The organism is Acidovorax sp. HMWF018 (assembly GCF_003061035.1).
Taxonomy (GTDB): Bacteria; Pseudomonadota; Gammaproteobacteria; order Burkholderiales; family Burkholderiaceae_C; genus Acidovorax; species Acidovorax delafieldii.
Genome location: NZ_QAIM01000386.1, coordinates 20960 through 35937 on the forward strand (window position 1 = coordinate 20960; position 14978 = coordinate 35937).

At 64.9% G+C, this 14978-nt stretch carries 14 protein-coding genes; 3 read left to right on the forward strand and 11 right to left on the reverse strand.

The window, feature by feature from the left end; all coding sequences use genetic code 11:
• Window positions 1-78: 78 nt before the first annotated feature.
• The 11 genes from DBR23_RS15205 to DBR23_RS15255 form a co-directional block, all read right to left on the reverse strand.
• On the reverse strand, window positions 79-1152 hold the full coding sequence (locus DBR23_RS15205) for a branched-chain amino acid ABC transporter permease (protein WP_056640192.1): 1074 nt from the start codon (window positions 1150-1152) through the stop codon (window positions 79-81).
• Between the two features lie 16 nt (window positions 1153-1168).
• Window positions 1169-2155, reverse strand: a complete 987-nt coding sequence (locus DBR23_RS15210) for a branched-chain amino acid ABC transporter permease (RefSeq protein ID WP_056064590.1) — start codon at window positions 2153-2155, stop codon at window positions 1169-1171.
• 106 nt (window positions 2156-2261) lie between these two features.
• Complete coding sequence (locus DBR23_RS15215) at window positions 2262-3008, reverse strand: ABC transporter ATP-binding protein (protein ID WP_108498804.1); 747 nt, start codon at window positions 3006-3008, stop codon at window positions 2262-2264.
• Entirely contained in the window at window positions 3005-3787 is a 783-nt protein-coding gene (locus DBR23_RS15220) for an ABC transporter ATP-binding protein (RefSeq protein WP_056064596.1), read from the reverse strand. The genes DBR23_RS15215 and DBR23_RS15220 overlap by 4 nt, the downstream gene beginning before the upstream one ends.
• Window positions 3788-3869: 82 nt before the next feature.
• A complete protein-coding gene (locus DBR23_RS15225; protein ID WP_108498805.1) occupies window positions 3870-5354 on the reverse strand; it encodes a PHB depolymerase family esterase in 1485 nt (494 codons plus the stop codon).
• A gap of 192 nt (window positions 5355-5546) precedes the next feature.
• Complete coding sequence (locus DBR23_RS15230) at window positions 5547-6740, reverse strand: substrate-binding domain-containing protein (protein WP_056064604.1); 1194 nt, start codon at window positions 6738-6740, stop codon at window positions 5547-5549.
• Between the two features lie 151 nt (window positions 6741-6891).
• A complete protein-coding gene (locus DBR23_RS15235) occupies window positions 6892-8403 on the reverse strand; it encodes a sigma-54-dependent Fis family transcriptional regulator (RefSeq protein WP_099730714.1) in 1512 nt (503 codons plus the stop codon).
• 146 nt (window positions 8404-8549) lie between these two features.
• Window positions 8550-9161 (reverse strand): DUF2325 domain-containing protein, encoded by a 612-nt coding sequence (locus DBR23_RS15240; protein WP_108498806.1) that lies wholly within the window; start codon window positions 9159-9161, stop codon window positions 8550-8552.
• A gap of 222 nt (window positions 9162-9383) precedes the next feature.
• A complete protein-coding gene (locus tag DBR23_RS15245; protein WP_056064614.1) occupies window positions 9384-10889 on the reverse strand; it encodes a tripartite tricarboxylate transporter permease in 1506 nt (501 codons plus the stop codon).
• A 12-nt stretch (window positions 10890-10901) separates the two neighbouring features.
• Complete coding sequence (locus DBR23_RS15250) at window positions 10902-11420, reverse strand: tripartite tricarboxylate transporter TctB family protein (protein WP_056064616.1); 519 nt, start codon at window positions 11418-11420, stop codon at window positions 10902-10904.
• A gap of 83 nt (window positions 11421-11503) precedes the next feature.
• Window positions 11504-12463, reverse strand: coding sequence for a tripartite tricarboxylate transporter substrate binding protein (locus DBR23_RS15255; RefSeq protein WP_056064618.1), 960 nt, complete (start codon window positions 12461-12463; stop codon window positions 11504-11506).
• A gap of 129 nt (window positions 12464-12592) precedes the next feature.
• On the opposite strand from DBR23_RS15255, the gene DBR23_RS15260 reads away from it, so the two are divergent.
• The 3 genes from DBR23_RS15260 to DBR23_RS30760 all read left to right on the forward strand — a co-directional run.
• Window positions 12593-13276, forward strand: coding sequence for a response regulator transcription factor (locus DBR23_RS15260; protein WP_108498835.1), 684 nt, complete (start codon window positions 12593-12595; stop codon window positions 13274-13276).
• A complete protein-coding gene (locus tag DBR23_RS15265) occupies window positions 13273-14712 on the forward strand; it encodes a sensor histidine kinase (RefSeq protein WP_108498807.1) in 1440 nt (479 codons plus the stop codon). Before DBR23_RS15260 ends, DBR23_RS15265 begins: the two co-directional genes overlap by 4 nt.
• 17 nt (window positions 14713-14729) lie before the next feature.
• The coding region (locus DBR23_RS30760) for an RNA-binding S4 domain-containing protein (protein WP_233250476.1) at window positions 14730-14978 on the forward strand (249 nt) is incomplete at its 3' end.

The window sequence follows — 14978 nt, forward strand, 5'->3', positions numbered from 1 at the left end:
AGTTTTTTCTTTGCGTCTTTGTTGCACAGCTCACCCACACACCCAGGCCACGCCAGTCACCCGGCGCGGCCAGGCCACTCACCCCACCTTGCGCGCAGCTGCCGCGCGCAGGCGCCCCACCACACCGGTGGGGAAGTAGTAAACGGACAGAACGAACAGCACGCCCAGCCACAGCAGCCAGCGGTCGGGCGACAGCAGCGCCGACAGCCAGGGCAGGCCCGACGTGGCCTCGCTGCCCAGGCGCAGCAGATCCTGCAGGTAGCTTTGCGCCACCAGAAAGAGCACGGCGCCAATGGCCGAGCCGTAGATGGTGCCCATGCCGCCTATCACCACGATGAGCAGGCAGTCCATCATGATTTCGAAGCTCAGGGACGTATCCGGCCCGTTGTAACGCAGCCAGAGCGCGAGCATGGCGCCTGCCATGGTGGCAAACAGCGCCGACAGCACGCTGGACGTGGTGCGATACACCACCACGCGGTAGCCAATGGCCTCGGCGCGGAACTCGTTCTCGCGGATGGCCTGCAGCACGCGGCCGAAGGGTGAATTGACGATGCGCAGCAGCGCCAGCACCAGCGCCACGGCCGTGACAAAGAGCAGGTAGTAGCAGATCAGCCGCCCATCGATGCTCACGCCCAGGAAGGGGTCGTCAAACGGCTCGAAGCTGGGCGACAGGAACTCGGGCACCTTGAAAGTCAAGCCGTCTTCGCCGCCGGTGATGTCCGACAGCTGCGAGGCCAGCGTCTGGAATGCAGCCGCCACGGCCAGCGTGATCATGGCAAAGAAGATGGCCCGCACCCGCAACGAGAAGAGCCCTACCGCCAGCGACAGCAGCAGGGAGAGCACCAGCGCCCCGGCCAGCCCCACCAGCAGCGCCGACCACGTGGGCCCCATGCGGGTGGTGGCCACGGCAATGCCATAGGCCCCGATGCCAAAGAACATGGTGTGCGCAAAGCTCACGATGCCGGTGTAGCCCAAGAGCAGATCGAAGCTGGCGACCAGCACCACAAAGATCAGCACCTTGGCTGCCACGGACAGCGCCTTGACACCCGGGAAGAGGAACGGCGCGAACGCCAGGCCCACAAAGATGGCCACCAGAATCACCGCCAGCACCTTGCTGCGCGGATAGTCGCCAGAGAGAAGTCGGTTCAGCATGTCAGTCGGCTCCTCATCAGCGGTTGGCCACGGGATAGACGCCCTGCGGACGCCACAAGAGAATGGCCACCATCAACGCGATGTTGGAGAACAGCGCCACCTTGGGCACCAGGAAGCCGGTGTAGTTGGCCATCAGCCCCACCAGCAGCGCACCGATGAGCGCGCCGCCGGTGCTGCCCAGGCCGCCGATGATGATCACGATGAAGATCAGCACGTTGACCTGCGCGCCCATCTGGGGCACCACGTTCTGCTGGTACAGGCCCCACATCACGCCGCCCAGGCCCGCCAGGGCCGAGCCCACCACGAACACGCCCACAAACAGGCGGCGGATGCGGTAGCCCAGGCTTTCGACCATCTCGCGGTCCTGCACGCCAGCGCGGATCAGCAGGCCGACCTTGGTGCGCGACAGCGTCCAGGCCAGCACGCCAAACACCAGCAGGCCCACTGCTACGGCGACGAGGCGGTATTTTTCGATGGCAGCATCGCCCACCAGCAGCGAGCCGCGCATGCCCTCGGGCAGTGGCAGCGGGATCTGCGCGGGGCCCCAGATGACCTTGATGAGCTCTTCACCAATGATCATGCCGCCCATGGTGATGAGGATCTGCTTCAGGTGCTGGCCGTACACCGGCCGCACGATGAAGCGCTCGAACGCCAGGCCCACGGCCCCGGCCACTGCCATGGCCACCACCATGGCGGGGAGCACGGCCATCAGGTTGCGCCACAGCTCGGCACTCTGGGTGTAGTCGCCCATGGCGCCCAGCACGCTGGTGGCCACAAACGCACCCAGCGCAATGAACACGCCATGGCCAAAGTTCAGCACATCCATCAGACCAAACACCAGCGTGAGGCCCGAGGCAATGATGAAGATGATCATGCCCATGGCCAGCCCCGCCACCGTGAGCGTGAGCCAGGTGCTGGGCGAGCCGATGAAGGGCAGCACCAGCAGCGCCAACGCCGGCACCAGTGCCAGGGGCTTCCAGTCGAAATCGCGGGTGACGCTCATGCCCGACCTCCAGCGGCGGTCGCCGCACCACGTACATCAGCTACACATTTGATAGCTACCAGGGCAATAGATACCTGCGCTACCGCCCGAGAACCTCTAAAATTACTCACACGACACATAGCGCCAACCCCAGCAGCGAGCGCTGCAGTTCTTCGTCTTGCGCCAGCGCGGCCATGCTGCCCGCATGCACCACCTGGCCGTTGTCCATCACGGCCACGGTGTCACCCAGCCGCTTGGCAAAGTTGATGTTCTGCTCGACCAGCAGGATGGTCACACCGCTCTTCTTGAGCTGGTCGAACGCATCGATCATGTTGTTGATGATGGCGGGCGCGAGGCCCTTGCTGGGCTCATCCACGATGAGCAGATCGCGCGGCTCGACGATGGCGCGGCTCACGGCCACCATCTGCTTTTGGCCGCCGCTGAGCTTGCCGGCGGGGTGGTTCCAGAACTTCTCCACGGCGGGGAAGAGCTTGAAGATCCACTGCAAGCGCGCATCATCCATCTGCGCGGCGTTGCGCGCGCTGCGTGCGGCCAGCAGCATGTTTTCCTTCACCGTGAGGTCGGCAAAGATGCCCATGTTCTCGGGCACATAGGCGATGTTCAGGCCCGCGATGGCCGGCGTATTCATCGCGGTGATGTCTTTGCCACCAAAGTGGATGGAGCCCTGCGACGCATGCCACAGGCCCGTGATGGTGCGCAGCGTGGTCGTCTTGCCTGCGCCGTTGCGGCCCAGCAGCATGGTGAGCTGCCCTTTGGGCACAGCCAGGTCAACGCCGTGCAGGATGTGGTACGCGCCGATGTGTGTGTGCACACCCTTGAGTTCGAGCAGGTTGGTCGTTGGTGTCGTGCTCATGCGGCCTCCTTCTCTGCGTCCTTGGAGACGCCCAGGTAAGCCTCTTGCACCACGGGCGATGCGATCACCTCGGCTGGCGGGCCATCGGCCACCAGCGTGCCGTTGGTCAGCACGATGATGCGGTCGGCCAGTTCGCGCACCACGTCCATCTTGTGCTCCACCAGCAGGATGATCTTGGTCTTGTCCTTCTTCAGCTCGCGGATCAGGTTCAGGATCACGGGCGCCTCGTCATGGCTCATGCCGGCCGTGGGCTCGTCGAACATGTAGACCTGCGGCTCCAGCGCCATGAGCAGTGCCACTTCGAGCTTGCGCTGGTCGCCATGCGGCAGGCTGGCCACGGGGGTGTCGGCCCGGTCGGTCATGGCCACGGCCTGCAGGATCACGCGGGCGCGCTGGGTCAGCGCGCTGTGGTCGCTCCAGATGCTCCACAGGTTCATGCCCCGCCGGTGCTTGCCCTCTTGCGTGGCCTGCACGGCCAGGCGCACGTTCTCCAGCACGCTGAGGTTGGGGAACAGGTTGGTGAGCTGGAACGCCCGGCCCAGGCCCGCATGGGTGCGTGCCGAGACGGACTGGCCCGTGAGGTCTTGCCCGCCCAGCGTGACGCTGCCGCTGGTGGCCTTGAGTTGCCCCGAGATCAGGTTGAAGTAGGTGGTCTTGCCCGCGCCGTTGGGGCCCACGATGGCGGTCAGCGTGCCGGGCTCGAACGAGCAGGTCACGCCGTTGACCGCCACGTGGCCGCCAAAGCGGATGGTCAAGTCCTTGGTGGCCAAGGTGCTCATGGGTGGGGGTTCACTTTCACGGTCTGAGTCAATCGATGGAATGGGTGGGGCGCCCTGCACTGCGGCAGCGCGCCCCGGCACTTTAGGGGCAGGTGCCGATCACGTAGTAGTTGGTGCTGGTCTGCTTCAAGGTGTTGGTGACGAACACGTTCCACAGGCCCATGCTCTGGTTGGAGCCCAGCGCATAGGTGTAGCCCCCGGCGGCATACGCGCGCCCGGCCAGGGTGTGTGCATAGTTGCTGGCGGTGGTGCAGGTGGCCGTGCCGCCGCCCGATGCGGCCAGCGTGGTGCCCGAAGCTGCGGCCGATGTGGCGCCCTCGGCCCCATTGGCATCGGCCGCGCGCACCGTCCAGCTGTAGGTGGTGGACGCGGCCAGGCCGGTGTCGGTGTAGCTGGTGGCAGTCACAGGCAGCGCGTTGACCTTGTTGGCGTTGCGGTACACGTTGTAGCTGGCCGCGCCCGTGACGGCGGCCCAGCCGATGGCCATGCTGCTGGCCGTGGCGCCCGACGTGCTCACGCCCGTGGGGGCTGGCAGGGCCACAGGGTCGGGGGGCGTAGTGCCACCCGTGCCGCTGGAGACGCGGTCCACCATGGCCTTGACGGCCGCCATTTGCGGGCCCGACTTCTTGGAATAGTTGGCGCTGTCATAGCCCCACCAGTCCCAGCAGCTGTTGGTGGCTGCGGTGCTGGTCTGCGGGTACAGCATCACGATGTTGTTGGTGTCAGCCCAGCGGTTGTAGCCGGTGTTGCGCACGTACTGCTGCTGCACATCGCTGATGTTCTGCTTGCAGCCATGCAGCACCACATGCAGCTTGCAGGTGGCCGTGCCGCCCGCCTGGCAGGCCTGGGGCACATAGGCCCAGCCCGTGGTGGCCATGCCATGGTTGGTGATGAATTCGCTCTGGTTGAACTCGATGTAATTGCCGGTGGGCAGGGTGGCGTTGTTGCGGGCGTTCAACGTGCCGTACAGGTGCTGCAGCATGGCACCAGCCAGGTCGAAGTTGCAGTCGCTGATGTAGGGCGCGCCCTTGGTGGAGCAGGCGTTGCCGTAGTCGTCCGTCACCATGGCGTGTTCGGCCGCAATGTCTTTTTTGTAGACCACATTCGCGGCGGGCACGAAGCTGTTGTAGTAGGTGCGCAGCGCGTCCATCACCCCGGTCTTGACCACACTGTCGAGCGAGCCCGAGAACAGGTAGACCTTGGAGTTCTGCAGGTTGGCCACGGGGTCGATCACGCCCTGGCTGGCCCAGGTGTTGGTGGTGCTGACCAGCGTGCTGGTGGGGATGCCTGCGGGGCTGGCCATGCAGCGCCCGGTGGCGTTGACGACCGAGCCTTCAGCGCAATAGAACGGGCCACCAGCGACCACACCCGCGCCCTTGGCAAACGTGGCCGAGTACGCCACGTGCAGCTGCACGGCCATGAAGCCGCCCGAGGACAGGCCCGATACCGTCGTCTGTGTCTTGTCGATCTTGAGTGCTGGCAGGTTGACGGCAGCGTGAACACTGCCCACGCCACAGAGAGTCATCGCAGCCCCTGCTGCAGCCGCCCGGATGAAATTGAAAGCCATGTTGTCTTGTCTCCAAATAATTTTTGAGAAAAACCGACCCAGCCCCCGTGTAATCCGGGGGTTCATGCATCAATTCACTGGAAAAAGAGGGGCGGCCGCCCCTGCGGGATGGACCCCGAAGGAGCAGGACGGTGGTCCTGTCCGACGGGCCTCGCTAACTCGCTAACTCGCTAACGGAACCGAAAAACCGGCTTATCGCTTGTTGCGAATCGGCACGTTCATTTCTTCAGGCTTGATCTCGCGCACCAGCTCGGGCACGCCCCAGGCAAAGGCCGGGTCCACCTTGATCTTGAAGTGGTACATGCTCTGCATGGCCTGGTGGTCTTCCTTGCGGAAGGTCATCTTGCCCTTGGGCGTCTCGAAGCTCATGCCCTCCATGGTCTTGATGAGCTTGTTGGTGTTGGTGTCGCCGTTCGTGGCCTTGAGGGCCGTGACCAGCGCCATGGCAGAGCTGAAGCCGCCGGCCGTGAAGAAGTCCGGCGGGGTCTTGAACTCCTTGTAGTGCGCAGCCACCATGGCTTCGTTCACGGGGTTCTTGGGGATGCCGAAGTAGTAGTACGTGGCGCCTTCCATGCCGGGGAAGTTCTTGTAGGCCGCCATGGCGGGCAGGATATTGCCGCCGGTGGCGATCTCGATGCCATAGCGCTTAAGGTCCATGTCTGCGATCTTGAACGGGTTGCCTGCACCGGCCCAGATGATGAAGATGACCTTGCGGCCGGGCACGTCCTTGAGCTTGTCGATCAGGCGCTGGGCACCGGCGGTGAAGTCGGTGGTGGTGGTGGGCAGGTATTCCTCGTGCACCAGCTTGGCGTTCTTCAACGCGTCCTTGAAGGCCTTCACGCCATCGCGGCCGAAGGCATAGTCCTGCGCCAGCGTCGCCACCGTCACGCCCGCCTTGTCGATGGCCACGGCGTTGGAGATGGCGTCCTGGCTGCTGTTGCGGCCGGTGCGGAAGATGTACTTGTTCCACTTGTCACCGGTGATGGCGTCGGCCACTGCGGGCTCCACCAGCAGGATCTTCTTGTATTCCTCAGCCACCGGCAGCAGGGCCAGGGCAACGCCGCTGGAGGTGGGGCCGACGGCAATATCGGCCTTGTCATCCGAGTAGGCCGAGGCCAGCAGGCTCTTGCCCAGGTCAGGCTTGCCCTGGTCGTCCTTCTCGATCACGACGAGCTTCTTGCCATTGACGGTCATGCTGCCGCCGGTGGCGTAGTTCAGGCCCATCATCAGGCCGGTCTGGGTCTGCTTGCCATAGGCCTCCAGCGGACCCGTCTTGCTGTACACGTGGGCAATGCGGATTTCACCGGTCTGCGCGAACGCGGGGGCAGAAAGTGCGGCGGCGGTAACGGCTGCGGAAGCGAGGGCGACCAGAGTGCGACGGTGCATGGCGATGTCTCCTGTTGTGATGCTTCTTTATTGCACAGTCTGTGCCAGCAGCCAAGTGCTTGATTTCAAAGATACTTTTGCTGACACCCTGGCGACACTGCCTGATTTCAATACACATTGAATGTCTAATTTTTAGACATTTGCCTGATTTTTATTCAGGGTTTTCCAGACGTCCATAGAGCGTGGCGCGCGAGATGCCCAGCTGGCGAGCAGTGGCCAGCTTGTTGCCGCCATGGGCTTTGAGCGCAGCCGCGATGGCCTTGCGCTCCAGCTCTGCCACCTGCTCCGCCAGCGGGCGCAGGTATCGGCTTTCGTCCTCGGCATCTGGGCCGTGGCCTGGGTCCTGCACCGGGGCAGGGGCGGCGGGCTCCACGCCCGCCTCGCGCAGGATGCGTTCGAGCTGCGCGGCGTCGATGGACTGCGAGTCGCTGCGCATCACCGCCTGCTCCAGCACATTGCGCAGCTCGCGGATGTTGCCGCGCCAGGGCTGGCCCGCCAGCAGGGCCATTGCATCGGGCAGCAACTCGGGCGGCGCGGTGCCGTTGCGCAGGGCCAGGTCTTCGCCCAACGCTTCGACCAAGGCAGGGATGTCGCTGCGCCGCACGCGCAGCGGCGGCACACGCACCGGAAGCACATGCAGGCGGTAGAACAAATCCTCGCGGAATTTGCCCTCGCGCACCAGGGACGCCAAATCGCGCGACGTCGCGGCCAGGATGCGCACATTGAAAGGCACGAGCTTGTTGCTGCCCAGCGGCTCGATCTCGCCCTCTTGCAGCGCCCGCAGCAGCTTGGCCTGCAGGCTTTGGGGCATGTCGCCGATTTCGTCGAGGAACAGCGTGCCGCCATCGGCTAGCTTGAACTTGCCGTCGCGGCCCTTGCGGTCGGCGCCGGTGTAGGCGCCAGGCGCCACGCCGAAGAACTCGGCCTCGAGCAGCGTGTCGGGCACGGCGGCGATGTTGACGCTGACGAACGGACCACTGGCGCGGCTAGACGCTGCGTGGATCGCGTGGGCCAGAAGTTCCTTGCCCGTCCCCGTCTCGCCCAGCAGCAGCACGGGACTGCTCGACTGCGCTGCACGGCGCGCCTGGCGCTTGACCTCGGCCGCAGCGGGGCTGGAACCGATGAAGCTGGCAAAGGTGTACTTGGACCGCCGCTCGCCGTCGCCCGCCACCGCCAGGCTGCGGCGGCGCTGGCTGGCCAGCTCGCGCCGGGCGTCGTCCAGGTCGCGCTGCAGCAGCGCAAACTTGCTGATGAGCGGCTGCAGCGTGGTTTCAGGATGGTCGAACAGCACGATGCCAATGGCGCCGATCACGCGGTCGGCATCGTCGCGCAGCGGAATGCGGCTGACCACAAAGGTGCCCGCCTTGTTGGTCAGCAGGTCGATCAGCACAGGCTGGCCCGTTTCGAGCACGCGGCGCATCTGTGTGTTGGGGATGACCTCTTCCACCGTGCGGCCCACGAACTGGTCCACCGACGAAAAACCCAGGTCCGGCAGAAAGCGCTGGTAGCCCTCATTCACCCACACGATGCGCCCACTGCGATCCACCAGGAACATGCCCTGGCTGACGCTGGAGAACAGCTGGAACATGGAGCGTGCCGCCAGTTCCAGAATGCCCTGGGCATCCAGCGGCAGTGCGGGGGCGTCATCAGCGAGCAAAGGCATCTGCGGATGGTAGCGCGCTGGCGGGGCGCAGGATCTGCCCCCCCACAGGCAGCAGACGCCCGGCATGGAGTCATGGCGCTACAAATTAGATAGCTACCTAGGCAAATGGTACTAGCGCTATCAGGCGTTTTTATCCAAAACCGGAGTCAAAGAGGTGTACGGGATGCCTCACATGCTGCCAGCGGCTGGTCCACCAAGATGCAGGGCTTGCCCGTGCGGCGGCACTGGTCCTGCAACCGCCAGTAGGCATCATGGCTGATGCAGCCCGTCTGGCAAATCACCAGGTCAGCGGCGGCCAGGCTGGCGTCGAAGGCCGCACCCGCATCTGCGTCCGGATGGACCTCGACCACCACGGGCACGCGCACCCTGCGGGGGTGTGCCGAAGCATCCGTGGGCGCGGCGCTGGCTGCCCCACCCTGCCCCGGGTGGCTCACTGCCATGTTGTCTGACTGCGCCGCCAGTCGCCAGCGCAGGCATTCCCGCGACAAGGTGGCAATGCGCTCCGCCAGCACAGCGATGTGGCGTGCCATGGTCTGACGGCGGGATAGCCCCGGCACAGCAGCCCGTAGCTGCGCCAGCTCGTCGTACGCCATGGCCAGCCGCGTATCGCGCACCACCAGCGCCCCACGCAGCCGCACCACCTCGGCCTGCAGCGCCTGGATCTCGGCGGCCTGCGCCGTCAGGGCCGCGCTGCAACGCCGCTGGGCTTCGCCCCACTGACGACAAAGCACCAGAAACTCCTGCGGAAATGAAGACATGCGCCATCCTGCAAATAAGAACTATTCGCATTTTATGGTACGATTCAGCCTGAGTTCACAGCAAGCCACCTGGTGGGGAGGGCTCCGGGAGCACAGCGCCTGGGGGTCTGGCTTGCCAAGAAAATCGTCGGCACGGATCTGCCCGCGCCGTCTGGACGAAAAAAAACCGCGCCCGGTGGCGCGGTTTTTTTATGGGTGCGAGCCTGGGGCCTCGCCACGATTTCAGGCCTCTGCCAGCGCCATCTTGCGGGCAGCCCAACGGCGCAGCAGGCGCGGAACGATCAGCACGGCCAGCACGATGACGATCAGGGTCACCGAACCGGGGCGCTCCAGGAAAATCGTCCACTTGCCTTCACCAATCGACACCGCATTGCGCATCTGAGCCTCAGCCAAGGGGCCCAGGATCATGCCCACCACCACCGGCGCGGCGGGGAAGTCAAAGCGGCGCATCACCACACCCAGCAGGCCGATCGCGTACAGCAGCACCAGGTCGAATGCGCTCTGGCGCATGCCATACACACCCAGGGTGGAGAAGACCAGAATGCCCGCGTACAGGTACGACTTCGGGATGTTCAGCAGTTTCACCCACAGGCCCACCAGCGGCAGGTTCAGGATCAGCAGCATCACGTTGCCGATGTACATCGACGCGATCAGCGCCCACACCAGCGCGCCGTTGGTGTCGAACAGCTGCGGGCCGGGCTGGATGCCATAGTTCTGGAACGCGCCCAGCAAAATGGCCGTGGTGTTCGACGTGGGGATGCCCAGCGTCAGCAGCGGGATCAGCGTGGCCGTGATGGCCGCGTTGTTGGCGGCCTCGGGGCCTGCCACACCTTCGATGGCGCCCGTGGTGCCAAACTCTTCCTTGTGCTTGCTCAGTTTCTTCTCGGCGGCATAGCTCAGGAAGGTTGGAATCTCGCTGCCACCGGCAGGCACGGTGCCAAACGGAAACCCGATGGCCGTGGCGCGCAACCATGCGGGCCAGGAGCGCTTCCACTCTTCCTTGGTCATGTGGGTGCTGGTCAGGCGGTTCTGGGTTTCGTCGGACTTGCCTTCGTACATCACGTTGTACAGCGCCTCGCCCACCGCAAACAGGCCCACGGCGATCAGCACCACTTCGATGCCATCCATCAGCTCAGGCACCCCCCCGGTGTAGCGCGCCTGGCCCGTGATCTGGTCAATGCCAATCAAGCCCATGGCCAGGCCCACAAACAGCGCCACCATGCCACGCAGCGTGCTCTTGCCCAGCACCGCACTCACGGTGGTGAAGGCCAGCACCATCAGCATGAAATACTCAGGTGGGCCCAGGCGTATGGCGTATTCGGCCACCAGCGGCGCGCAGAAGGTCACCAGCACCGTGGCGATGGTGCCCGCCACAAACGAACCGATGGCGGCCGTGGCCAGGGCCGCACCGGCGCGGCCATGCTTGGCCATCTTGTTGCCCTCCATGGCCGTGACCATGGACCCGGCCTCACCCGGGGTGTTGAGCAGGATGGACGTGGTGGAGCCGCCATACATGGCGCCGTAATAAATGCCTGCAAAGAAGATCATCGAGGCCGTGGCCTCGACCTTGACGGTGATGGGCAGCAGCATGGCCACTGCCACTGCGGGGCCGATGCCTGGCAACACGCCCACAGCGGTGCCGATCATGCAGCCCACAAAGGCCCACATCAGGTTGATGGGTGTTGCCGCGGTGGCAAAACCCTGCATCAAAAGGTTTAAGGTTTCCATGGCGTGCAGGCTTTACAGCCACCCCGTGTTGGTCAGGCCGGGCAGGTTGATGGCCAGCAGTTGCGTAAACATCCAGTACACCGGGGCCGCTACCGCGATGCCGATGAAGGAATCCTTGATCCAGGCCTGCAGGCGCAGGTCGAGTTCACCTTCCGAGCTCTTGAAACCCCGCACCGACAGCACGAAGCACAACGCACAGCTCAGGATGAAGCCCAGCGTGGTGATGAGCAGGGCGTTGAGCAGCAGCCCTGCCGACACCCAGATGAAGCCCTTCCAGTGGGCACGCTCGTCGCCGGAGCCCTCTTCCAGCTCCCGAAACCCGCCGCTCAGCGCATGTGCCACGCACAGCACGCCGCAGATCAGGATGGCAATGCTGACCACCCAGGGAAAGAAGTTGGGGCCCACGCCACCGTAGCCCGCTTCTGAACTGACCGAGCTGGCCCCCCAGGCCAGACCCAGCGCGAGCACCACCAGCCCGACCCCGATCAGGGTCTGCAAGGGCTTGGAGCGCGATGAATGTTGTTGTGTCATGTTTTTTCCTTCGCACCAACCAATGCACGGCCAGGCCGCCTGCCCAGAGGCAGAAATGACGGCTGCCGCGCCTTGCTTCGGGATCAGATCATTCCGGACTTGGCCATCGTGGCGCGCATGCTGGCGAACTCGGCATCCACGAAATTGCCGAACTCGTCGCCGGCCATCCATGCGGGGGTCCAGCCGTTCTTTTCCATCGCGTCCTGCCAGGCCTTGTGCTTGAAGGTCTTGGCCAGCGCATCGATCAAGGCCTTGCGCTGTTCGGGTGTGATGCCAGGCGCGCCGTACACGCCGCGCCAATTGCCGATTTCCACGTTGATGCCCTGCTCCTTGAGTGTGGGCACGTTCACGCCCTTGAGGCGGGTGCCCGAGGTCACGCCCACTGCGCGCATCTTGCCGGCAGAGATGTACTCGGAGAACTCGCTGTAGCCGCTGCCGCCCACCGTCACGTTGCCACCCAGGATGGCGGCAGTGGCCTCACCGCCCCCACGGAACGCCACGTAGTTGATCTTGGCGGGGTCCACGCCCACTTCGCGGGCGATCATGGCGGCGGCAATGTGCTCGGTAGAGCCGCGCGAGCCGCCACCCCACTTCACGCTGCCGGGGTCCTTCTTGAGCTGTTCCACCACATCCTTCATGGTCTTGAAAGGCGAGTTGGCGGGCAGCACAAACACGTTGTATTCGCTGGTCAGGCGCGCCAGGGGCGTGACCTTGTCCAGGCCCACCGGTGGTTTGCCGGTGATGATGCCGCCCAGCATCACGGCGCCCATCACCATCAGCGCGTTCGGATCGCCCTTGCTGGCGTTGACGAACTGGGCCAGGCCAATCGCGCCCGCTGCGCCGCCCTTGTTGTCGTAGGACACCGACGATGCGGCGCCCGCATCCTGCATCGCCTTGCCCAGCGCGCGACCGGTGGAATCCCAACCGCCCCCAGGGTTGGCGGGAATCATCATCTTGAGGGCCGCTGCCGTCTGGGCCGACACGGGCAACGCACCCGCAGCGGCCAGAGCGGCCAGTGATTTCAGAAAGGTATCGCGACGCATGGTGTCTGTCTCCTGATAAGGTTTGCGAACCGCCCGATGATGCGCGCGCTGCCTGTCAAACGGCTGTCCTCAGACTCAGGGAAAACACTCATGCACCCGGCCCAATGAGACGGTGCTATGGTGCCGCGCATGCAATTGCTCCTTGTAGAAGACGACCCCACCATGCAGGCCACGCTGCACCGCGCACTGACCCGGCGTGGCATGGAAGTGACCGCAGTGGGCGACGGACGCGCAGCGCTGAGCCAATGGACCGCCCTGCAGCCCGACGCCGTCATCCTGGACCTCACCCTGCCGGGTCTGGACGGCTTGCAGGTGCTGCAGCAGGCGCGATCACGTGGCCTGCGCACCCCCGTACTGATCCTGACGGCACGTGGCACCGTGGGCGACCGCGTAGTGGGGCTGAACGCTGGCGCCGACGACTACCTGCCCAAACCGTTCGATCTGGACGAGCTGGAGGCACGCCTGCGCGCACTGGTGCGCCGCAGCGCAGATCCTGCCGTAACGCCGCTGGCACCCAGCACCGTGCAGATCGGAGCCATCCGCTACGACAAGGACAGCGGCGCGCTGTATCTGAACGGCGAAGTGATGGAGCTGACCCCGCGCGAGCTGGCGCTGATGCACGCCCTGCTCGCGCAGCCGGGGCATGCCGTGACCAAGGAGCGACTGTATGAGCTGGTGTTTCCGGGCCAGCTCGACGTGCAGTACGAAGCCATCGAGGTCGTGGTGTACCGGCTGCGCAAGAAGCTGGCGGGCACAGGCCTGACCCTGATGACACTGCGCGGCCTGGGCTACCTGCTGCGGGCCGACGCATGAGCGAGGATGGAGTGCGCCACCACTCGCTGCGGCGGCGCCTGCTGCTGGGCATCTTGCTGCCTGTAGCCCTGTTCATCGGCTTCAACACCTGGAGCCTGTACCACCAGACGCTGGCATCGCTCAACACCGCGTATGACCGCACCTTGCTGGCATCCGCCAAAAGCATCAGCGAACAGCTCGATGTGACAGGCTTTGACGACGCAGCGCAGCTGCGCGCCATCGTTCCTTATTCGGCCCTGGAGGCCTTTGAGGCCGACAACCAGAGCCAGATGTTCTACCGCGTTTCGACCCTCAAGGGCGAGATCGTGTCGGGCTTTGAGGACCTGCCGGTGTGGCACGGCAGCATTCCTGCCCGCCCTCCCTATGCGGCTCTGGTGGACTTTTACGATGATCGATTTCGTGACCGCGATGTGCGCGTGGCGGTGCTGCTGCAACCGGTGGCCAGCTCCGAAGGCCGGGCGATGGCCGTGATCCAGGTGGCGGAGACGCTGGAGGTGCGCGAAACCCTGGCACTGCAGATCCTGTGGAACACCCTGTTGCGACAGGCGCTGTTGATCGCCGTGGTGGCCTTTACCGTGGTGTTGGTGGTGCAGCGCGCCACCCAGCCCGTGCGGCAACTCAGCCAGCAGCTGCAGGCCCGGCGCGAGGGCGATCTGAGCCCCATCGCGGCCCCGCTCGCCCCACGCGAGCTGCAGCCGCTGGTGGACGCCACCAATGAGGTCATGCAGCGCCTGCGTCACCTGCTGCGGCACCAAAAGCGCTTTGTGCGCGATGCCTCCCACCAGCTGCGCACACCGCTGGCCGTGCTCAAGACCCAGGTGCAATCGGCCCTGCGCGGCGACGTAGAGCCGCAACAAGCCCTGCACGAGATCAGCGACACCGTGGACCGCGCCACCCAGCTCGCCAACCAGATGCTGGCCCTGGCCAAGGTGGAGCAGCTGCGCCAACAAAGCGCTCCACCAGCCACCCGCTTTGATGACATTCTGCGTGCCGTGGCGCTGGAGATTTCGCCACTGATTGCTCAGCGCGATCTGGACTTTGGCATCCACACCGAGCCAACCCTGGTGCAATCGCATGAATGGATGCTGCGCGAACTGAGCCGCAACCTGCTGCACAACGCCGTGCGCCACGCACCGCCCGGCAGTGAGTTGACCGTGGACTTGCGCAGCGACGGGCGGCATGCGGCGCTGACGATCAGCGACCACGGCCCCGGCATTGATGACGAGCTGGCGGCACGCCTGTTCCAGCCCTTTTCTGCAGGAGACGTGCGCACCGGCAGCGGCCTGGGCCTGGCCATTTGCCATGAGATCGTGCAGGCCCTGGAAGGCAACATCACACTGACAAACCAGGTGCAAGGCCACAAGGTGACAGGGCTGGACGCCGTGGTTCGCCTGCCACTGCCTGCGCCCTTGACCGACAGCACACCCGTGGCCTAGACGGCACAATCTCGCCCATGAATACCTTGGAGACGATGCGCCTGGACAAGTGGCTCTGGTGCGCCCGCTTTTACAAGACCCGCAGCCTCGCCACCGAAGAGATCGGCAAGGGCCGGGTCACTGTCAATGGCCAGCTGGCCAAACCTGCACGCGACCTGCGCTGCGGCGACACCGTAGCGCTGCGCCAGGGCCCCGTGGCACGCACCGTGCTCGTACGGGGCCTGAGCGGTGCCCGGGGCCCCGCGCCAGTGGCCCAGCAACTGTAC

Excerpts from the sequence above, each read along its gene's own strand:
- DBR23_RS15205 (WP_056640192.1), bottom strand. The coding sequence starts at position 1,152 with ATGCTGAACCGACTTCTCTCTGGCGACTATCCGCGCAGCAAGGTGCTG.
- DBR23_RS15210 (WP_056064590.1), bottom strand. The coding sequence starts at position 2,155 with ATGAGCGTCACCCGCGATTTCGACTGGAAGCCCCTGGCACTGGTGCCG.
- DBR23_RS15215 (WP_108498804.1), bottom strand. The coding sequence starts at position 3,008 with ATGAGCACGACACCAACGACCAACCTGCTCGAACTCAAGGGTGTGCAC.
- DBR23_RS15220 (WP_056064596.1), bottom strand. The coding sequence starts at position 3,787 with ATGAGCACCTTGGCCACCAAGGACTTGACCATCCGCTTTGGCGGCCAC.
- DBR23_RS15225 (WP_108498805.1), bottom strand. The coding sequence starts at position 5,354 with ATGGCTTTCAATTTCATCCGGGCGGCTGCAGCAGGGGCTGCGATGACT.
- DBR23_RS15230 (WP_056064604.1), bottom strand. The coding sequence starts at position 6,740 with ATGCACCGTCGCACTCTGGTCGCCCTCGCTTCCGCAGCCGTTACCGCC.
- DBR23_RS15235 (WP_099730714.1), bottom strand. The coding sequence starts at position 8,403 with ATGCCTTTGCTCGCTGATGACGCCCCCGCACTGCCGCTGGATGCCCAG.
- DBR23_RS15240 (WP_108498806.1), bottom strand. The coding sequence starts at position 9,161 with ATGTCTTCATTTCCGCAGGAGTTTCTGGTGCTTTGTCGTCAGTGGGGC.
- DBR23_RS15245 (WP_056064614.1), bottom strand. The coding sequence starts at position 10,889 with ATGGAAACCTTAAACCTTTTGATGCAGGGTTTTGCCACCGCGGCAACA.
- DBR23_RS15250 (WP_056064616.1), bottom strand. The coding sequence starts at position 11,420 with ATGACACAACAACATTCATCGCGCTCCAAGCCCTTGCAGACCCTGATC.
- DBR23_RS15255 (WP_056064618.1), bottom strand. The coding sequence starts at position 12,463 with ATGCGTCGCGATACCTTTCTGAAATCACTGGCCGCTCTGGCCGCTGCG.
- DBR23_RS15260 (WP_108498835.1), top strand. The coding sequence starts at position 12,593 with ATGCAATTGCTCCTTGTAGAAGACGACCCCACCATGCAGGCCACGCTG.
- DBR23_RS15265 (WP_108498807.1), top strand. The coding sequence starts at position 13,273 with ATGAGCGAGGATGGAGTGCGCCACCACTCGCTGCGGCGGCGCCTGCTG.